This is a genomic window from Bradyrhizobium sp. Tv2a-2 (assembly GCF_000472425.1).
In the GTDB taxonomy this organism is placed as follows: domain Bacteria; phylum Pseudomonadota; class Alphaproteobacteria; order Rhizobiales; family Xanthobacteraceae; genus Bradyrhizobium.
Map to the genome: position 1 here is coordinate 19,138 of NZ_AXAI01000018.1, position 18,875 is coordinate 38,012.

Genomic DNA, 18,875 nt, shown 5'->3' on the forward strand with positions numbered 1-18,875 from the left:
GCGGGCAACTGCTCCTTCACGGGGGGTGATGATTTTGGCACAGGGTGTGCCCCAATTCCAACTGCCCGCGTTGTAAACTTTGGTCGGCAGTATCGAACAGGCGCAAGCAGACGGCCCTGCAAACGCCCCGGAGGCCGGGGCGTTCCATACCGGTTTCGCCCAGTGCCGGGATTCCGTCAGGAACCTTTCTGGCTCACCTCGGCGTAACCGCCCTTGTCGTCCCACTTGTAGACGACATAGTCGAGCTGCTTGATGTCGCCCTTGGAGTTGTATTCGAGCTTGCCGATCACGGTGTCCCAGGACCCGGCCTTGATGGTGTCCATCACCTTTTTCGGATCCGTCGTGCCGGCCTTGGCGGCGGCCTGGGTCCACACCTGCACGGCGGCATAGGTGTAAAGTGTGTAGCCTTCGGGATCGATGTTCTTGGCCTTGAACTTGTCGACAATCGCGGCTGCCGTCGGCTTCTTGCGCGGGTCGGGACCGAAGGTGAAGAGGGTGCCTTCGGCGGCCGCGCCTGTGATCGAGGCATATTCCTTGTCGGCCATGGCGTCGCCCGCCATCAGGATGGTCTTGAGGCCCTGGTCGCGCATCTGGCGCAGGATCAAACCGGCCTCCTGGTGATAGCCGCCGACATAGACCAGATCGATGTTCTCGGCCTTCAGCCGCGACACGATGGCGTTAAAGTCCTTGTCGCCCTTGGTGTAGGATTCATAGAGCTTTTCGGTGACGCCGGCCTTGTTGAGCGCCTTCTTGGTCTCATCGGCGAGACCCTTGCCGTAGGTGGTCTTGTCGTTGAGGATCGCGATGTTCTTGCCCTTGAAGTTCTGGGCGATGTAGTTGGCGGCGACCGCGCCCTGCTGGTCGTCGCGGCCGCAGACGCGGGCCACGTTCCACAAGCCTCTCTCGGTGAAGGTCGGGTTGGTCGAGGCTGGCGTGATCTCCAACACGTTGTTCTCGGCATAGGCCTCGGAGGCGGGGATCGACGAGGACGAGCAGTAGTGGCCCGCGACGAACGGGATCCGCGAGCCGCCGATCTTCTCGGCGACCGAGCGCGCCTGTTTCGGATCGCAGGCATCGTCCTCGATGTCGAGCGCGAGCTTCTTGCCGAGCACGCCGCCCGCGGCGTTGATGTCGGCCACCGCGAGGTCGGCGCCGTTCTTCATCTGGCGGCCGAAGGCGGATTCGGTGCCGGTCATCGGTCCGGCCACGGCGATGGTGATGTCTTCCGCAAAGGCGGCGCTCGAGAGCGCCAGCGACACGCCGACTGCCAGGCCGATGAGCTTGAGTGATGTCATGAGGGTCCCTCGTGGTGATCGCTTGGTCTTTGACCGCCGATCGTAAGCCGGCCGGCCTTGAAGGATCGGCGGCATTGTCGGCTGATTTTGCGGCGAAGTCATCGGCAATTTTTGAGCAAAGTGCCAATTCCGCAACAGCCCTGTCTGCCATCGGGACCATGATCCGGACCAGGGATTCGATCCAATTTCATCGCGCCCAGGCCTGACAAAAAAACGCCCCGCGGACGGGGCGTTCTTGGTCTCGTTTCGCCAGTAACGGGCCGGAAACCCGTCAGGAGCCCTTCTGGCTCACCTCGGCATAGCCGCCCTTGTCGTCCCACTTATAGACGACAAAATCGAGCTGCTTGATGTCGCCCTTGCTGTCATACTCCAACTTGCCGATCACGGTGTCCCAGGCGCCGGCCTTGATGGTGTCCATCACCTTTTTCGGATCCGTCGTTCCGGCCTTGGCGGCAGCCTGCGTCCAGATCTGCACGGCGGCATAGGTGTAGAGCGTGTAGCCCTCGGGATCGATGTTCTTGGCCTTGAACTTGTCGACAATCGCGGCGGCCGTCGGCTTCTTGCGCGGGTCGGGACCGAAGGTGAAGAGCGTTCCTGCGGCAGCGGGACCAGTGATCGAGGCGAACTCCTGGACGGCCATCGCATCGCCCCCCATGAGGATGGTCTTGAGGCCCTGGTCGCGCATCTGGCGCAGGATCAGGCCGGCTTCCTGGTAATAGCCGCCGACATAGACCAGGTCGATGTTCTCGGCCTTGAGCCGTGAGACGAGGGCGTTAAAATCCTTGTCGCCCTTGGTGTAGGACTCATAGAGCTTTTCGGTGATGCCGGCCTTGTTGAGCGCTTTCTTGGTCTCGTCGGCGAGACCCTTGCCGTAGGTGGTCTTGTCGTTGAGGATCGCGATGTTCTTGCCCTTGAAGTTCTTGGCGATGTAGTCGCCGGCGACCGTGCCCTGCTGGTCGTCGCGGCCGCAGACGCGGGCGACGTTCCACAAGCCTCTCTCGGTGAAGGTCGGGTTGGTCGAGCCGGGCGTGATCTGCAACACGTTGTTCTCGGCATAGGCCTCGGAGGCCGGGATCGACGAGGACGAGCAGTAATGCCCGGCGACGAACGGAATCCCCATGCCGCCAATCTTTTCCGCGACCGAGCGTGCCTGCTTGGGATCGCAGGCATCGTCCTCGACATCCAGCGCGAGCTTCTTGCCGAGCACGCCGCCCGCGGCGTTGATGTCGGCGACGGCCATCTCGGCGCCGTTCCTCAACTGGCGGCCGACGGGGGATTCACTGCCGGTCATCGGTCCGGCCACGGCGATGGTGATGTCTTCCGCAAACGCGGCGCTCGAGAGTGCCAACGACGCACCGACTGCCAGGCCGGCGAGCTTGAGTAATTTCATAGGAGTCCCTCGTAGTGATCGCTTTGGTTGTTAGGTTCCGGCCGTACGCCGGCTTTGATGGATCGGCAGCATTGTCGGCCGATTTTGCGACGAAATCATCGGCAATTTTCGGGCAGATGGCTACGTTTGCGACGAGTTCGCGCAGCCGTGACGATGGCTGGCAGCGTCATCCCCGCCGCCCGCCTTCGAGATAGGCGGCGCGGATTTCGGGGCGCTGCAACAGCTCGGAGCCGGAGCCGGCGAGGGTGATCAGGCCGTTGACCATGACATAACCGCGATGGGCGAGCTTGAGCGCGTGGTTGGCGTTCTGCTCGACGATCAGGACGGTCAGGCCGTCCTGACGGTTCAGGGTGCGGATGGCGTCGAAAATCTGGCGCACGATCAGGGGCGCCAGCCCCAGCGACGGCTCGTCCAGAAGCAACAGGCGCGGGCGGCTCATCAGCGCGCGGCCGATCGCAAGCATCTGCTGCTCGCCGCCGGAGAGCGTGCCGCCACGCTGGCTCATACGTTCCTTCAGCCGCGGGAACAGCGCGAACACCTTTTCCAGCGCGCTGTCCCGCTCGGCCTCGGAGGTGTCGGTGGCGTCCGCGCCCATCTGCAGGTTTTCCGCCACGCTCATGCGAGGGAAGATCCGACGGCCCTCCGGTGACTGCGCGATCTTGAGCCGGGCGATCTCGTGGGTCGGCACGTCGGTGATGTCGCGGCCTTCGTAGAGGATGTGGCCGGAACGGGCGCGCGGCCGGCCGAAGATCGTCATCATCAGCGTCGACTTGCCGGCGCCATTGGCCCCGATCAGCGCCACGATCTCGCCGGCTTTGATCTCCAGGTCGACGCCCTTCAAGGCCTCGATCTTGCCGTAGGCGGCGTGCAAGCTGCGGATCGCAAGCAGGGGAGCGGTCACCTGTCGCTCTCCATGACGGCGATGGCTTCTTCTTCGTCGGCGCCCAGATAGGCGGCGATCACACGCGGGTCGTCGCGTACGTCGTGCGGCGCGCCTTCGGCGATCTTCACGCCATAATCCATCACCACGACATGATCGGAGATTTCCATCACCACGCTCATGTCGTGCTCGATCAAAAGGATCGAGGTGCCCTGTTCGGCGCGGATCGAAAGCAAGAGCTCGCTCAAGGCCGCGCTCTCGCGCGCGTTCAGGCCAGCAGCCGGCTCATCGAGGCAGAGCAGCACAGGCTCGGTGCACATGGCGCGCGCGATCTCGAGCCGGCGCTGGTCGCCATAGGGGAGGTTGCCGGCGGCATCGTCGGCACGGTCGTAGAGGCCGATGCGGTTCAGCCAGAAGGTCGCATGTTCGATGGCGCTCTTTTCCGCCGTACGCCAGGAGGGCACGCCGAGCAGTCCGAGGAAGGTCAGGCCCGAGGCCCGCATCAATGTGTTGTGCTGGGCAACCATCAGGTTCTCCAGCACGGTCATGCCGGGAAACAGGCGGATGTTCTGAAAGGTGCGGGCGACCTTGGCCTGTTTGGAGATGCGGAAGTCGTTCAGCCGCTCCAGCGCGATCGGTCCGCCGTCGGAGGCGAGCCGCATGGTGCCGCCGGTCGGCTTGTAGAAGCCGGTGATGCAGTTGAAGACCGTGGTCTTGCCGGCGCCGTTGGGGCCGATCAGCGCGGTGATCTTTTTGCGTCCCGCCTCGAAGGAGAGCTCGTTGACGGCGACAATGCCGCCGAAGCGCATGCTCAAGCGGTCGACGGAGAGGATGCAATGGTCATCGCTCATCCATGCCCCTCCTTGACTAGGTCGGAGGAGATCGCCTGCGCCTGCTTCAAATAAACCGTCGGTGCGCGATGGCCGATCAGGCCGCGCGGGCGCCAGATCATCAGGAGCACCATGGCGATGCCGAACACCAGCATGCGGTATTGCTCGAGGCCGCGGAACAGCTCGAAGCCGCCGATCATGGCTAGGGCTGCCAGCGCCACGCCAAGCTGCGAGCCCATGCCGCCGAGCACGACGATCGCCAGCACCAGCGCCGATTCCTGGAACGTGAAGGATTCCGGGCTGATGAAGCCTTGCCGGGTGGCGAAGAAGGCCCCCGCAAAGCCGCCGAACAGGGCGCCGGTCGCGAACGCCGTGAGCTTTGTGGTCGTGGTGTTGATGCCAAGCGCCCGGCACGCGACCTCGTCCTCGCGCAAGGCCTCCCAGGCGCGGCCGATCGGCAGCCGCCGCAGGCGGATGGTCACCCAGTTGGTCAGCAGCGCCATCGCGAGGATGACATAGAACAGGAAGACCAGGCGGTGGGTCGGGTCGAAGGCGATGCCGAGCTTGGCCGCAAGCCCGTTGGGTCCCGGTGTCAGGGGAATGCCGAACAGCGTCGGGCGCGGAATCGAGGAGATGCCGTTCGGCCCGCCTGTCAAACTCTGCCAGTTGACGATGACGAGGCGGATGATCTCACCGAAGGCGAGCGTGACGATGGCGAGATAATCGCCGCGCAGCCGCAGCACCGGAAAGCCCAGCATGACGCCCCAGAGGGAAGCGAGGATGCCGGCGATCGGCAGGCAGATCCAGAACGACAGGCCAAAGGTGGTGGCGAACAGGGCATAGGAATAGGCGCCGACCGCGTAGAAGGCGACATAGCCGAGGTCGAGCAGACCTGCGAGCCCGACCACCACGTTCAGGCCCCAGCCCAGCATCACATAGGTGAGCACCAGGATGCCGAGATCGAGAATGTAGCGCTGACGGTAGAAGATGACTGGGACCAGCAGCGTGAAGATGAGCAGCGCCGGCGCGACGTAGCGCCCGGCGGCTGCAAGCCCGTTCTGCACCGGCGCCGGCACGAGCTGGCTCGCGCCGGCGGGGCCCAGCCATTGCCGCACGAGCTCGATGGCGATGCTGCCGACGAAGACGATGGCGACCAGCGTTGCAAGCTCGCCAAAGCGCGTCCAGTAGATCAACTGCCCCGTCGGACCGGCCTCGGTGCGGATGCCAATCATCAGCGAGAACAGCACCAAGGCGACAAAGGCGCTGATCAGGGCTTTCTTCAGGATGAAGGCGATGCCGGCGCGCGGCTGCTTATGGTCGGTTGCGGAGGCGGTCACGTAGCCCATTAGACTTTTTCGACTTCAGGCCGGCCCAGCAGGCCGGTCGGCATGAAGATCAGGACCACGATCAGGATCGAGAAGGCGGCAACGTCCTTGTATTCGACCGAGAAATAGGCCGACCAGAACGTCTCGATCAGGCCGATCGCAAGCCCGCCCAGCATCGCGCCCGGCAGCGAGCCGATGCCGCCGAGCACGGCCGCGGTGAACGCCTTGATGCCTGCGACAAAGCCCATGAAGAAATCGACCAGGCCGTAATAGAGCAGGTACATCATGCCGGCTACGGCCGCGAGCGCCGCGCCGATCACGAAGGTCATCGAGATGGTGCGGTCGACATCCACCCCAAGCAGTGCCGCCATGGTCTGGTCCTGCTCGCAGGCGCGCATGTCGCGGCCGAGCCGCGTGCGCGCAACCAGCCAGGTGAAGATCGCAAGCAGCACGATGGTGGTGAGTACGACGACGATCTGCACGTTGGAGAGCTGCACCACGAAGCCGCTGGAGCCCTGGTGCAGGGTGTAGCCGCCGGTGATGATCGGCGGCACCGGCTTGACGCGAGCGCCTTGCGCGACCTGGGAGAAGTTGGAGAGCACGAAGGACATGCCGATGGCGGAGAGCATTGGCGCAAGGCGGAAGGAATGCCGCAGCGGCCGGTAGGCGATGCGCTCGACCGTCCAGCCATACAGCGCGGTGATCGCCATCGAGACCAGCAGCACGATCAAGAGGACCACCGGGACGGCAGTCAGCCCGAACGAGACAAGCACAAGGAAGGAGATCAGCGCGATGAAGCCGCCGATCATGAAAATATCGCCATGGGCGAAATTGATCATGCCGACGATGCCGTAGACCATGGTGTAGCCGATGGCGATCAGGCCATAGATCGAACCGAGCACCAGGCCGTTGATGAGTTGTTGAGCGAAATAATCCATGGGCTGCGGCTTGCGGGACCTCGAACGGTTCTGGTGAGGGACCGGCAAGATCCCAAAGTTTCATACAGGACCGACGCGGCGAGGGCCCCGGGCAGCCTTGAACGACGCGTCTTGAGCGCTTGTCTTAACAGCGGGAACTGATAGCGGCAACCACGCCAAAAGGCGGTCAAGGCCTCCTTCTACAGGATTGTTTTTGTTGCGGGTTACCCTGCAGCCGCGCTGCCTTCTTGTCGCCACGCATCCGCGGCGAAGGAACAAAAGTTCCCGCAACCAACCGGGGGCCTGGGAGTTGGTGCGGGCTAGGTTCAACAACGGAGCTCCCGAATGAACAGCCAGCAGAACCAGAACAACAAGCCCGGCCAGCAGAGCCAGAATCCCGGCCAGAAGCCGGGTCAGCAGCAGCAAGGCGGCGGGCAACAGAAGCCTGGCCAGCAGCAGCAGGAAAACCCCAATCGCTAGTTCGGACGTCGTCCAGTGAGTGCAAGAGAGCCCCGCCGCACCGGCGGGGCCTTTGTTTTTCGAGCCAAATCTGCGTCGTTTTCGCGTCGTTTGCTGCGATATCGACAGGCCAGCCCCGTCATTAACGTAAACAGAGGGTTTAAATTGCCGTTACGAGTTTAGGCGCGTTAGCTGTCCCGTAAACTGCGGCGCCCTTGTCAGGCGGTCCGCGGAACAAGCGGGAAGGCGGCATGTCCACCAATTGGCGTATCAGTTCTTTCAACGGCGCGCTGCTTGCGTGCTATTTCATTCCAACCTGGGCGATCATCGCCTTCAGGATCGTCGAGGCGCCGGTGCGCGGCCTGTTCGAGCGGCCAAACGTGTCGGCGGCCTTCTATCTCGGCGACCAGCTGCAATGGGGCGCCGCGGGCCTGATCCGCGTCGCCTGGTTCATCGCGCTCGGCCGCCTGATGGTGGTCGCGTTCTTCGCGCTGTTCCTGGTGCTGTTGTGCCGCCCAAAAATCCGCATCGCGGGCGGCGCCAACGAGGCGCTCTCGATCGCTCTCGGCCTCGGCAGCCTGATCAGCTTTGCGCTGATGCTGATGGCCTCGAGAGTAGGCGAAACCGAGGCGCTGCGGCTGCACGCCACCGAGCTTCTGATGATGCTCGGGACGGGAATCATCATGTTGGTCTTGCCTCCGGCAAGTGCGCCGGCGGCAGTGGATGTTCCCGCCGAGCCGCTACCGCTTCAGGAGCCCCAGCTCCTCAACAATGGCTGAGGCCTCCTTCACGGCGTGATTGGCGGCGGGCACGCCGCAATAGATCGCCTGCTGCAGCAGGATTTCCTTGATGTCATCGGGCGAGAAACCGCCTTCGGCGAGCGCTGCGCGCACATGCAGGCGAAACTCGTCCCATTGCCCCAGCGCGACCATGGTGCCGATCACAAGCACTCGCCGCGTCCGCTCGTCGAAATGCGGCCGCGTCCAGATCTCGCCCCAGGCGTAGCGGGTGATGAGGTCCTGGAAATCGGTGTTGAAGGCGTTGCGGTTCAGAAGCGACTTGTCGACCCAGGCATCGCCGAGCACCTTGCGACGCTGACCCATGCCCTGATCGCGGCGTTCTTGGTCGTCCATGTCATGTTTCCTTTGGCTCGGTCTTCGGAGCGGTCCACAGGACCGAACTGTGCTCTGCACACCTGAGAATCTCGAGATTCCGGGTTCGCCTCTGCGAGGCGCCCCGGAATGACGAGTGAATTACTTCTGTGTCAGAAAGCCCACCACGGCTTCGGTGAAGGCGTGCGACTGCTCGACATTGGAAATATGGGCGGCGTCGAGCAGGGTCATGCTTGCGCCGGGGATCTGGCTGCGGATGAACTCGCCGGCCGCGACTGGCGTTGCCATATCCTGGCGGCCGGCGATCACGAGCGTGGGGCTCTTGATCTTCGGCAACAGCGCGCGCTGGTCGAGTGTCGAGAGAGCTTCGCAACAGGCGATATAGCCTTGCGCGGGCGAAGCGAGCAGCATGGCTTTCATGTTGGCGGTGACCTGCGGCTCGCGCTCGCGGAAATCGGCCGTGAGCCAGCCGGCGATCACGGTGTCGGCGACCGCGGCAAGGCCGCCTTCCTTCACCGCCTTGATGCGGTTCAGCCAGTTGGTGGGATCGGGATAATAGCAGGCAGTATTGGCGAGGATGATCTTGCCGAAGCGCTCCGGCGCGTTCGCTCCCAGCCATTGCCCGACCATGCCGCCCATCGAAAGCCCGCACCAATGCACCTTGTTGATATTGAGATCGTCGAGGATGGCCAGCACGTCGCGGCCGAAGCGCTCCATGGAGTAGGGCCCCGGCGGCACTCCGGATTTGCCGTGGCCGCGGCGGTCGTAGCGGATCACGCGGAACACCTGCGTGAGCGCCTTCATCTGCGGCTCCCACATCTGCAGTGTGGTGCCAAGCGAGTTCGACAGCATCAGCGTCGGCCCGCTGTGGCGCCCGTCGACGGAGACGTTGAGCAGGCAGCCGTCGGCATCGATCATCGGCATGGGGCGTTCCTCTATTCTTCAAGAGAGGCGAGCAGGCGGTCGATCATGGTCTGGGACGCGCCCTGATAGGCCATCGGCTCGAATAGTTTGGCGAGCTGGTCGGCGCCGAGCTGCGCGGTGACGCTCGAATCGGCGGCGAGAACATCGCGCAAATGTCTTTTCTCCGCCACCGCCTTCTTGCTGGCGGCCTCGATCGCGTGATGCGCCTCGCTCTTGCCGATCTTTTCCGCAAGCGCCATCGCGACCGCTTCGGCCATGATCAGCCCGTCGGTCGCATCGAGATTCTGGCGCATGCGCTGCCCATCGACCTCGAGCCCCTCGGCGAGATCGACGGTGGCGGCAAGCGCGCCCGACGTCACCAGCAGCAAGGTCGGCAATGTCGGCCACTCCGCATGCCAGGGACCGGCGCTGCGCTCATGCTCTTGCACCTGGGCTGCAAAAATCGTCGCGGCCAAGTTCGGCGCCATGGTCGCCGCGCCAAGCGCGCTTGCGGCAGCGACGGGGTTGCGCTTGTGCGGCATGGTGGAGGAGCCGCCGCGGCCAACGCCCGCGGGCTCGAAGGCCTCCGCGACATCGGTTTGCATCAGAAGCGAGACGTCGCGGGCAATCTTGCCGCAGCTGCCGGCGAGGATCGCAAGCACTGAAGCTGCTTCTGCAATGCGGTCGCGATGGGTGTGCCAGGGCGCGTCCGGCATCGGCAGCCGCAGCTCCCGCCCGAGCAGCTCCCCGACCGCGAGGCCCCTGTGCCCGAGCGCAGCCAGCGTGCCGGCGGCGCCGCCGAATTGCAGCGCAAGGCCCGCCTCGCCCAGCCGCTTCAGCCGCGATCGCGAGCGGTCGAGGGCTGCGGCATATTCGGCAAGCTTGAGCCCAAACGGCATCGGCAGCGCATGCTGCAGCCAGGTGCGCGCCACCATCGCGGTGTTACGGTGCGTCCGGGCCAGCCCGGCAAAGCCTTTGATGGCGCGATCGAGATCGGCCATCAGCACGTCGATGGCTGCGCGCAGCACCAGCATGGTCGCGGTGTCGATCACATCCTGGCTGGTCGCGCCCCAATGGACGAAGCGGGCAGCGTCGGGATCGGCCTTGGCGACCTGAGCGGTCAGCGCCTTGACCAGGGGAATCGCGAGATTGCCCGAGCGGGTCGCGGCCTCGGCGAGGCCGGCAAGATCGAAGCCAGAGGCCTTGCAGGCTTGCCCGATGGGTGCGGCGGCGCCGGCAGGGATCACGCCCACCGCCGCTTCCGCGCGGGCGAGCGCAGCCTCGAAATCGAGCATGGCCTGCAGATAGGCAACATCGTCGCAGGCCGCGCGCATCGGGCCGCTCGAGAACATCGGGGCGAGCAGGGGGGATATGGACGTGCTCATGATGGCCGCGACCCTACCCACTGTCCGGCGACACTGCCAATCCAAAAGCGCATGGGAGCCCCTTCGCGACTGCGAATATGCATCCCAAATCTCCTTTATGCGGACTTTTCTTCGGCCTGCCGCTGCTTTACTTGGGAGAGCGCGTAACAATGGTGATCCGGGGAGGCCCGCATGGCTATGACAATGAACGGGGAAGTCCAGCTGCCGGCTTCCCGCGAAGCGGTGTGGGCCAAGCTCAATGACCCCGAAGTGCTGAAGGCCTGTATTCCCGGCTGCGAGGAGCTGGAGAAGACCGACGATGGCGGCTTTCGCGCAGTCGCGAAAATGAAGGTCGGGCCGGTCTCGGCGCGCTTCAAGGGCAAGGTCACCTTGAGCGATCTCGACCCGCCCAACGGCTACAAGATCTCGGGCGAAGGCGAGGGCGGCGTCGCGGGCTTTGCCAAGGGTGGCGCCACGGTGAAGCTGTCGGACAAGGACGGCGGCACGCTTCTCAACTATGACGTCGAAGCCCAGATCGGCGGCAAGCTCGCCCAGCTCGGCCAGCGCCTGATCAACGGCGCGGCAAAAAAACTGGCGGACGAGTTTTTTGCGAATTTCGCCAAAGCCGTACAGGGTTAGGCCGATCCGATTAGGTAATGGGTGAGGTTGCCCAACCTCATGATGGCCCATATGATGGGGTTTAGACCGATTTTAGAACAGCGCTGCCGTGCAATGCGGCAGCGGTCGCCGTGTCCTGCGCGGCAGTGACAATAGAGAGTGCTGATGGCCAAAATTTCCATGATCGTGAACGGCAACCCCGTAACCGCCAATGTCGACCCGCGGATGTTGCTGGTGCAGTTCCTGCGCGAAAATCTGCGGCTGACCGGTACCCATGTCGGGTGCGACACCTCGCAATGCGGTGCCTGCGTCGTGCATCTCGACGGCAGGGCGGTGAAATCCTGCACCACGCTTGCTGTGATGGCTGACGGCCACGAGGTCAAGACCATCGAAGGGTTGGCTGCCGACGGCGCGCCGCTGCATCCGATGCAGGAGGCGTTTCGCGAGCATCACGGCTTACAATGCGGCTTCTGCACCCCGGGCATGATCATGACCGCGGTCGACATCGTCCACCGCAAGGGCAACGATCTCACCGACGAGGTGATCCGCGAGGAGCTCGAGGGCAACCTCTGCCGCTGCACCGGTTATCAGAACATCGTCGCCTCGATCGCGGCCGGCGCCAAGGCGATGGCGAAATCCGATCTCGCTTAACTTTCATAACCGCTAACGGCGGGCAGGACATCCCATGTACGAATTCAAATATCATCGTCCCGGGACGGTGCGGCAGGCAGCCAATCTGCTGGCCAAGAACGAGGACGCCAAGGTCATCGCGGGCGGCCACACGCTCGTGCCGGTCATGAAGCAGCGGCTGGCGAGCCCGCCGCATCTGGTCGATCTCTCCCATATCGAGGGACTCAACGAGATCGAGATGAAGGGGCGCGCGCTCGTGATCGGCGCCACGGCCACCCACTTCGAGGTCGCCAATTCGCCGACCGTGGGCGAGGCGATCCCGGCGCTCGCCGAGCTCGCCGGCATGATCGGCGACCCCGCCGTGCGGCATCGCGGCACCATCGGCGGTTCGCTCGCCAACAACGACCCGACCGCCGACTACCCGGCAGCCGTCATGGCGCTCGGCGCGACCATAGTCACCAACAAGCGGCGCCTGAAGCCGGAAGAGTATTTCCAGGGTCTGTTCTCGACAGCGCTCGAGCCGGACGAGATCATCACCAAGGTGCTGTTCCCGCTCCCGAAGAAGGCGGCCTATGTGAAATTCCGCAACCAGGCTTCGCGCTATGCGCTGGTGGGCGTGTTCGTCGCCAAACGCCCCTCCGACGTGCGGGTCGCCGTGACCGGAGCCGGCTCCAACGGCGTGTTCCGCCTGGAGTCGTTCGAGGAGGCCCTGAAGAAGCGCTTCTCGCACAAGGTGCTCGACGGTTTGACGGTGGCGGCAGAAGGCTTAAATAGCGATATACATGGCAGCGCCGAATACCGCGCGCATCTGATCGCGGTGCTGGCCCGCCGGGCGGTCGAGGCTGCGACCGCAAAGGAATGACAAAGGCCTTCGGCCCAACACTGGCTCACTGATGACCGCATCGGCCCTTCCTGCATCCGTCGATGCAATGCTCGACCTTTTGAAGGCGCGCGGCTACTTCGCCGAGCGCTCGCTTGCGACCGTGACCTATCTGTCCCTGAAGATGGGCCGGCCGCTGTTTTTGGAAGGCGAGGCCGGCGTCGGCAAGACCGAGATCGCCAAGGTGCTGTCTGCGACGCTCGGCCGCAAGCTGATCCGCCTGCAATGCTACGAGGGGCTCGACGTCGCCTCTGCCGTCTATGAGTGGAACAGCGCGGCGCAGATGATCGCGATCCGGCTGGCGGAAGCCGCCGGCGACAGCGACCGCGAGCAACTGGCTTCCGACATCTTTGCTGACCGCTACATGATCAAGCGCCCGCTGTTGCAGGCGCTGGAGCCGGATGTCGGCGGCGCGCCGGTGCTCCTGATCGACGAGCTCGACCGCGCGGACGAGGCGTTCGAGGCTTACCTGCTCGAAATCCTTTCGGACTTCCAGGTGACCATCCCCGAATTCGGCACCGTCAAGGCGCCGCAACCGCCGATCGTGATCATCACCTCCAACCGCACCCGCGAGATCCACGATGCGCTGAAGCGCCGCTGTCTGTATCACTGGGTGGACTACCCCTCGGCCGAGCGCGAGCTTGCTATCGTCAAGTCGCGGGTCCCCGGCATCTCTGCGAAACTCTCGCAGCAGGTGGTGCGCTTCGTGCAGGCGCTGCGCGACCAGGATTTCTACAAATCGCCGGGTGTCGCCGAGACCATCGACTGGGCGACGGCGCTGACCGAGCTCGATGCCCGCTCGCTGACGCCGCAGGTGGTGGGCGACACGCTGGGCGCGCTCTTGAAGTACCAGGACGACATCGCGCGGATGCAGGGCGATGCCCTGCAAAAGGTGCTGAAGGAAGCCACGAGCGAGAATTGAGTTTGCTCGTCGCGCTGCGGCAACGTTCGTCATTCCGGGGCGCGACGAAGTCGCGAACCCGGAATCCAGAGGTTGTGGCGCGAGATTCCGGGTTCGACGCTGTGCGTCGCCCCGGAATGACAAGAGGATAGAGCGGTGCCTTCAGCCATCAATCATCTCGCACCTCCGACCGGCCTGATGGCCGACAATGTCGTCGGGTTTGCGCGCGCGCTGCGCGCGACCGGAATTCCGGTCGGGCCGGGTGCCGTGATCGACGCCATGAATGCGCTGCAGCTGATCGAGATCGGCAACCGCGCCGAGGTCTACACCACGCTGGAAGCTGTCTTCGTCAAGCGCCACGAGCATATGCTGATCTTTGCGCAGGCCTTCGACCTGTTCTTCCGCGCCGCCGAAGACTGGAAGCACATGCTGGATTCCGTGCCGCTGCCGGACCAGGCCAAAAAGAAGCCGCCGCCGGCGTCCCGCCGCGTCCAGGAAGCGCTGTCGCAGCCCTCGATGCGGGACGAGCCGCAGGTGCAGGAGCAGGACCTGCGCCTGTCGGTGTCGGACAAGGAGGTGCTGCAGAAGAAGGACTTTGCGCAGATGACCGCCGCGGAAATCGCGGAAGCCACCCGCGCCATCGACCTGATGCGGCTGCCGCAGGCCGAGCTGGAAACTCGCCGCTACCAGCCCGATCGACGCGGACTCAAGCTCGACATGCGCCGCACGCTGCGCGGATCGCTCCGCACCGGCGGCGACATTATCGATATCTACCGGCTCGGGCGGATCGAGAAGCCGGCGCCGATCGTGGCGCTCCTGGATATCTCCGGCTCCATGAGCGAATATACCCGCCTGTTCCTGCACTTCCTGCATGCCATCACCGACGCCCGCAAGCGGGTCTCGGTGTTCCTGTTCGGCACGCGGCTCACCAATGTGACGCGCGCGTTGCGCGAGCGTGACCCGGACGAGGCCTTGGCGAGTTGCTCCGCCTCGGTCGAGGATTGGGCCGGCGGCACGCGGATCGCCACCTCGCTGCACACCTTCAACAAATTGTGGGCGCGGCGTGTACTCGGGCAGGGCGCCATCGTGCTCCTGATCTCCGACGGGCTCGAGCGCGAAGCCGACGACAAGCTCGCCTTCGAGATGGACCGGCTGCACCGCTCCTGCCGCCGGCTGATCTGGCTGAATCCGCTTTTGCGGTTCGGTGGCTTCGAGCCGAAGGCGCAAGGCATCAAAATGATGCTGCCGCACGTTGACGAATTCCGCCCGGTGCATAATTTGAGCTCGATGCAGGCCCTGATCAAAGCCCTGTCGTCCCCGATCCCGCCGCATCACCGCAGCCTGATTCGCTCCGCAGCCTGATGGGAGGCTTAGAATGCTCAACCGTGACGAAGATATCCTGAGAGCTGCCGAGGACTGGCAGAAGGCCGGCCATGGCGTTGCGCTGGCCACGGTGGTGGAGACCTGGGGCTCGGCGCCGCGGCCCGCGGGCTCGAGCCTCGTGATCAATGACGATGGCACGTTCCTGGGCTCGGTTTCCGGCGGCTGCGTCGAGGGTGCGGTTGTCACCGAGGCGCTCGATGTGATCGCATCGGGGCGACCCAAGATGCTGGAATTCGGCGTGGCCGATGAGACCGCGTGGAACGTGGGATTGTCCTGCGGCGGCACCATCCGGGTCTTTGTCGAGAAGGTGGGGTAGTCAGGTGAAGCTTCAGACCCTGCATGAGCTCAATGCCGAGCGCGCCGCGCGGCGCCCGGCGATCATCGTCACCGATGTCGCCAGCGGCGAACAGCGGCTGGTCAAGGCCGGGGATTTTGCCGCCGATCCGCTTGGTCCCGAGCTGTCAAAGCAGCTTCGCACGGGCAAGAGCGCCATGGTCGAAGCCAGCGGCAAGAAGCTGTTCCTCAATGTCTACGCGCCGACCGCCAAGCTCGTGATCATCGGCGCAGTCCATATCAGCCAGGCGCTGGCGCCGCTGGCCCGTTCGCTCGACTATGACGTGACCGTGGTCGATCCGCGCACGGCCTTTGCCAGCCCTGAGCGCTTTCCCGATGTGCCCCTGATCGCGGAATGGCCCGATGTCGCGCTGCCGCCGCTCAACATCGATCACTACACCGCCTTTGTCGCGGTGACGCACGATCCCAAGATCGACGATCCGGCGCTGCTGCACGCCTTCAAGTGCAACTGCTTCTATATCGGCGCGCTCGGCTCGCGTAAAACCCATGGAAAGCGCGCGGAGCGGCTGCGGTCGATGGGCGCGAGTGAAGCGGACGTCGCGCGCATCCACGCGCCCATCGGGCTTGCGATCGGCGCGGTATCGCCGTCGGAGATCGCGGTCTCCATCATGGCCGAGATCACCGCGCAGCTCAGGTTGCCGCCAAAAGAAAAAGAACAGGCCGCATGAAATTCGGTCCTGCCAGTCCGCGCGAGGCCGCCGGCGGGGTGACCGTGCACACCCTGCGCCACGGTCCGCTGCTGCTCAAGAAGGGCACGACCATCGGCGCCGCCGAGGTCGAGCTGCTGGAGAAGGCGGGCGTGAAGGAGGTCGTCGTTGTGCGGCTGGAGCCGGGCGACGTCTCCGAGGACGAGGCGGCATCCTCGATCGCCAACGCCGTCACAGGCGCGGGCATCCATGTCGAGCGCGCCTTTACCGGCCGCGCCAATCTGTTTGCCGGGCGCGCCGGCGTTCTGGTGATCGACCGTGACATTGTCGATCGCATCAACGGCATCGACGAGGCCATCACCTTTGCGACGCTGCCGGCGTTCAAGCCGGTGGTCGAAGGCGAGATGATCGCGACCGTGAAGATCATTCCGTTCGGGGTCGAGGGAAGCTTGCGCGACGCCGCCGTGAAGGCCGCAGGCTCCGACGCGTTACGCATCGCGCCCTACGTAATCAAGCGCGTCGGCGTGGTCTCGACACTCTTGCCGGGGCTTGCGCCGAAGGTGATCGAGAAGACGCTGCGCGTTACCGCCGAGCGGCTGGCCCCGGCGGGTGCGACCGTTATCGCCGAGCAGCGCGTTCCGCATGAGGAGAAGGCGCTCGCCGCCGCGGTCAAGGACATGCTGGCGCAGGGCTCCGAGCTCGTGATCGTCTTCGGCGCCTCCGCCATCGCCGACCGTCGCGACGTGATTCCGGCGGCGATCACAGGCATCGGCGGCGCGATCGAGCATTTCGGCATGCCGGTCGATCCCGGCAATCTCTTGCTGGTCGGCAGCGCCGCGGGTGTGCCGGTGCTGGGCGCGCCGGGCTGCGCGCGCTCGCCGGTCGAGAACGGCTTTGACTGGGTGTTGATGCGCCTGCTCGCGGGGCTGAAGGTCACGCGCGCCGATCTGATGGGCCTCGGTGTCGGCGGGCTCTTGATGGAAATCGTCACACGGCCGCAGCCGCGCGCCAAAACCGACACCGAAGGCAATCGCAACGTGGCGGCGATCGTGCTCGCGGCCGGGCGTTCGACCCGGATGGGCGGTCCGAACAAGATGCTCGCCGAGCTCTCCGGCAAAAAGCTGGTGCGGATCGCGACCGAACAGGCGCTGGCCTCCAAAGCGTCCGAAGTGATCGTGGTGACGGGGCATCAGGCCGAACTGGTCGAGCAGGCGCTGGCGGGATTGAAGGTGAAATTCGTCCGCAACCCCGATTTCGCCGGCGGGCTCGCAAGCTCGGTCAAGGCGGGCATTGCCGCGGTGTCCAAGCAAGCGGACGGCGCGGTGGTCTGTCTCGGCGACATGCCGCTGATAGACGCCCATCTGATCGACCGCCTCGTCGAGGCGTTCGATCCCGATCGCGGCAGTCTGATCGTGGTGCCGGTCGCCGAAGGACGCCGCGGCAATCCCGTGCTGTGGTCACGCCGTTTCTTCAGCGAGCTGTTGACGCTCGACGGCGATATCGGCGCTCGGCACCTGATTGCCAAGCACGCCGAAGCGGTCGCCGAAGTGCCGGTCGACGGTGAAAGCGCCTTCCTCGATATCGACACGCCGCAAGCGCTGGAAACCGCCCGGCGGGGATGACTATTTCCGTCGCCCCGGCGAAGGCCGGGGCCCATAACCACAGGCCTTTTGTTATTGCGAAGGTGGTCTGCGCTCTGAGGTCCAAAGATAGATTCCGCGGTTTGGGTCCCGGCCTTCGCCGGGACGACCCCGGTCGTTATAGCGTCGACGGCCACGCCAATTTCAACCCCGCATTCACCAAGTTGAAACGACCGCGCGCGTAGATTGGCTGCGCTGACGGGTTGGGGAGGGGGATTGTGCTTTCGTTCAGGACAGCGCGCGGACACGCTATGGCCGCCTTGACGGTGCTCGCGATGGCGGCTCCCGTGCCGGCTTCGGCGGCCGGCGCCTTTGCCATGGGCAAATGCGGCGCCTTTGGCCAGGCCTTTGACTATCCGGCCGAGGACGCCGCGCGCGCTGCAGCGCTCAAGCAGTGCAAGGGCGACTGCGAGGCCGTCACCATGCGCCGTGCCTGCGCCGCCTTCTCCATCGACATGACCAACCCTTGCGGTCCCCACGGCTATGCGGTGCGACCGCAGATCTCGAACTCGCTCAACGAGGCGACGCGCGAATGCTACAAGTTCGGTGGCAAGGAATGCGTGATCCGCGGCTGGGCTTGCGACGGAAGAGGTTGATTTCCGCACCGTCATTGCGAGCGTAAGCGAAGCAATCCAGAGCCACAGGGGTGGCTCCGGGTTGCTTCGTCGCTTTGCCCCTCGTAGTGACGGCGATGAGCGAGCTTGCCCCGGAATGACAGTGGGACAGTCAAATGCAATTCGACACCAAGATCGCGATCGTGATCCGGACCGAGCTTGAAGCCTGGCAGAAGCTGAACGTCGCCTCCTTTCTCGCCGGAGGCGTTGCCGCCGCCTTTCCCGAATGCGTCGGTGCGTCCTACGAGGACGGCTCGGCGACAAAATATCTCGCGCTGATCGGCCAGCCGATCCTGATCTATGGTGCCGACCGCGCCGCGCTGTCGCGCGCGCTGGAGCGGGCGCTGGCGCGCAACGTGACGCCCGCGGTCTACACCGAGGACATGTTCAAGACCACGCATGACGAGGCCAACCGCGCCGCGGTCAAGGCCGTGGCACGGCCCGATCTCAATCTCGTCGGGCTCGCCGTGCGAGCCGAGCGCAAGACGGTCGACAAGATCGTCGACGGTTTGAAGTTTCACGGTTGATGCCGTTCGCTGCGCTTCGCACGCGCGCCAGCAGAAATCCGCAATAGACCTGCGCGCCGCTTCGGTGATCGGCGAGGCTTGACGTTGCTCAACATGCAGCCTGCCGTCGTGGCTAGTCTTGCCCCCGCAATGCCCACCGCGGGGGCGGGGGGCGGCGGCGGATGTCGGGCGACACGGTATTTGACAATGACTGACTAGTCAGTCAT

The 18,875-nt window shown here is 64.6% G+C and carries 22 protein-coding genes; 13 read left to right on the forward strand and 9 right to left on the reverse strand.

Annotated elements, in window-relative coordinates; translation table 11 throughout:
* Window positions 1-176: 176 nt before the first annotated feature.
* Complete coding sequence (locus tag A3AI_RS0130615) at window positions 177-1,295, reverse strand: branched-chain amino acid ABC transporter substrate-binding protein (RefSeq protein WP_024519235.1); 1,119 nt, start codon at window positions 1,293-1,295, stop codon at window positions 177-179.
* An 11-nt stretch (window positions 1,296-1,306) separates the two neighbouring features.
* Between A3AI_RS0130615 and A3AI_RS0130620 the strand changes: the two genes are divergently transcribed.
* Complete coding sequence (locus A3AI_RS0130620) at window positions 1,307-1,501, forward strand: hypothetical protein (RefSeq protein WP_024519236.1); 195 nt, start codon at window positions 1,307-1,309, stop codon at window positions 1,499-1,501.
* Window positions 1,502-1,566: 65 nt separating this feature from the next.
* Here A3AI_RS0130620 and A3AI_RS0130625 read toward each other — a convergent pair whose 3' ends face one another.
* From A3AI_RS0130625 to A3AI_RS0130645, 5 genes are all read right to left on the reverse strand, one after another.
* Entirely contained in the window at window positions 1,567-2,685 is a 1,119-nt protein-coding gene (locus A3AI_RS0130625) for a branched-chain amino acid ABC transporter substrate-binding protein (RefSeq protein ID WP_024519237.1), read from the reverse strand.
* 166 nt (window positions 2,686-2,851) lie between these two features.
* The gene (locus A3AI_RS0130630) at window positions 2,852-3,586 is read right to left on the reverse strand and encodes an ABC transporter ATP-binding protein (protein WP_024519238.1); all 735 of its coding nucleotides are present in this window, start codon (window positions 3,584-3,586) and stop codon (window positions 2,852-2,854) included.
* The gene (locus A3AI_RS0130635) at window positions 3,583-4,416 is read right to left on the reverse strand and encodes an ABC transporter ATP-binding protein (RefSeq protein ID WP_024519239.1); all 834 of its coding nucleotides are present in this window, start codon (window positions 4,414-4,416) and stop codon (window positions 3,583-3,585) included. Before A3AI_RS0130635 ends, A3AI_RS0130630 begins: the two co-directional genes overlap by 4 nt.
* Window positions 4,413-5,741 carry a high-affinity branched-chain amino acid ABC transporter permease LivM gene (gene livM / locus A3AI_RS0130640; protein WP_036050110.1) on the reverse strand — a complete coding sequence of 443 codons (1,329 nt, stop codon included), beginning with the start codon at window positions 5,739-5,741 and terminating at the stop codon, window positions 4,413-4,415. Before livM ends, A3AI_RS0130635 begins: the two co-directional genes overlap by 4 nt.
* Window positions 5,741-6,658 carry an ABC transporter permease subunit gene (locus A3AI_RS0130645; protein WP_024519241.1) on the reverse strand — a complete coding sequence of 306 codons (918 nt, stop codon included), beginning with the start codon at window positions 6,656-6,658 and terminating at the stop codon, window positions 5,741-5,743. Before A3AI_RS0130645 ends, livM begins: the two co-directional genes overlap by 1 nt.
* Before the next feature lie 324 nt (window positions 6,659-6,982).
* On the opposite strand from A3AI_RS0130645, the gene A3AI_RS50030 reads away from it, so the two are divergent.
* Both A3AI_RS50030 and A3AI_RS0130655 read left to right on the forward strand, forming a co-directional pair.
* Window positions 6,983-7,117 (forward strand): hypothetical protein, encoded by a 135-nt coding sequence (locus tag A3AI_RS50030; RefSeq protein WP_283807285.1) that lies wholly within the window; start codon window positions 6,983-6,985, stop codon window positions 7,115-7,117.
* Window positions 7,118-7,347: 230 nt separating this feature from the next.
* Entirely contained in the window at window positions 7,348-7,875 is a 528-nt protein-coding gene (locus A3AI_RS0130655) for a hypothetical protein (RefSeq protein WP_024519242.1), read from the forward strand.
* Here A3AI_RS0130655 and A3AI_RS0130660 read toward each other — a convergent pair.
* The 3 genes from A3AI_RS0130660 to A3AI_RS0130670 all read right to left on the reverse strand — a co-directional run bounded on the left by A3AI_RS0130660 (window position 7,837) and on the right by A3AI_RS0130670 (window position 10,496).
* Complete coding sequence (locus A3AI_RS0130660) at window positions 7,837-8,229, reverse strand: carboxymuconolactone decarboxylase family protein (RefSeq protein ID WP_024519243.1); 393 nt, start codon at window positions 8,227-8,229, stop codon at window positions 7,837-7,839. The two genes, A3AI_RS0130655 and A3AI_RS0130660, sit on opposite strands and share 39 nt — an antisense overlap.
* Before the next feature lie 120 nt (window positions 8,230-8,349).
* Window positions 8,350-9,132, reverse strand: a complete 783-nt coding sequence (pcaD, locus tag A3AI_RS0130665) for a 3-oxoadipate enol-lactonase (RefSeq protein ID WP_024519244.1) — start codon at window positions 9,130-9,132, stop codon at window positions 8,350-8,352.
* An 11-nt stretch (window positions 9,133-9,143) separates the two neighbouring features.
* Window positions 9,144-10,496, reverse strand: coding sequence for a 3-carboxy-cis,cis-muconate cycloisomerase (locus A3AI_RS0130670; protein WP_024519245.1), 1,353 nt, complete (start codon window positions 10,494-10,496; stop codon window positions 9,144-9,146).
* A gap of 171 nt (window positions 10,497-10,667) precedes the next feature.
* On the opposite strand from A3AI_RS0130670, the gene A3AI_RS0130675 reads away from it, so the two are divergent.
* From A3AI_RS0130675 to A3AI_RS0130720, 10 genes are all read left to right on the forward strand, one after another.
* Window positions 10,668-11,114 (forward strand): SRPBCC family protein, encoded by a 447-nt coding sequence (locus A3AI_RS0130675; protein WP_024519246.1) that lies wholly within the window; start codon window positions 10,668-10,670, stop codon window positions 11,112-11,114.
* Between the two features lie 144 nt (window positions 11,115-11,258).
* Window positions 11,259-11,744 (forward strand): (2Fe-2S)-binding protein, encoded by a 486-nt coding sequence (locus tag A3AI_RS0130680; RefSeq protein WP_024519247.1) that lies wholly within the window; start codon window positions 11,259-11,261, stop codon window positions 11,742-11,744.
* 34 nt (window positions 11,745-11,778) lie between these two features.
* Window positions 11,779-12,585, forward strand: a complete 807-nt coding sequence (locus A3AI_RS0130685) for an FAD binding domain-containing protein (RefSeq protein ID WP_024519248.1) — start codon at window positions 11,779-11,781, stop codon at window positions 12,583-12,585.
* Window positions 12,586-12,616: 31 nt separating this feature from the next.
* Complete coding sequence (locus tag A3AI_RS0130690; protein WP_024519249.1) at window positions 12,617-13,525, forward strand: AAA family ATPase; 909 nt, start codon at window positions 12,617-12,619, stop codon at window positions 13,523-13,525.
* Window positions 13,526-13,702: 177 nt separating this feature from the next.
* Entirely contained in the window at window positions 13,703-14,866 is a 1,164-nt protein-coding gene (locus tag A3AI_RS0130695; protein WP_156928017.1) for a vWA domain-containing protein, read from the forward strand.
* A 13-nt stretch (window positions 14,867-14,879) separates the two neighbouring features.
* The gene (locus A3AI_RS0130700; protein ID WP_024519251.1) at window positions 14,880-15,203 is read left to right on the forward strand and encodes an XdhC family protein; all 324 of its coding nucleotides are present in this window, start codon (window positions 14,880-14,882) and stop codon (window positions 15,201-15,203) included.
* Window positions 15,204-15,207: 4 nt separating this feature from the next.
* Window positions 15,208-15,909: an XdhC family protein gene (locus A3AI_RS0130705; RefSeq protein ID WP_024519252.1), complete on the forward strand. Its 702-nt coding sequence runs from the start codon at window positions 15,208-15,210 to the stop codon at window positions 15,907-15,909.
* A complete protein-coding gene (locus A3AI_RS0130710) occupies window positions 15,906-17,510 on the forward strand; it encodes an NTP transferase domain-containing protein (RefSeq protein ID WP_024519253.1) in 1,605 nt (534 codons plus the stop codon). Before A3AI_RS0130705 ends, A3AI_RS0130710 begins: the two co-directional genes overlap by 4 nt.
* A gap of 269 nt (window positions 17,511-17,779) precedes the next feature.
* Window positions 17,780-18,124, forward strand: a complete 345-nt coding sequence (locus A3AI_RS0130715; protein ID WP_024519254.1) for a DUF4189 domain-containing protein — start codon at window positions 17,780-17,782, stop codon at window positions 18,122-18,124.
* 134 nt (window positions 18,125-18,258) lie between these two features.
* Window positions 18,259-18,669: a DUF2000 domain-containing protein gene (locus A3AI_RS0130720; RefSeq protein WP_024519255.1), complete on the forward strand. Its 411-nt coding sequence runs from the start codon at window positions 18,259-18,261 to the stop codon at window positions 18,667-18,669.
* Window positions 18,670-18,875: the final 206 nt, after the last annotated feature.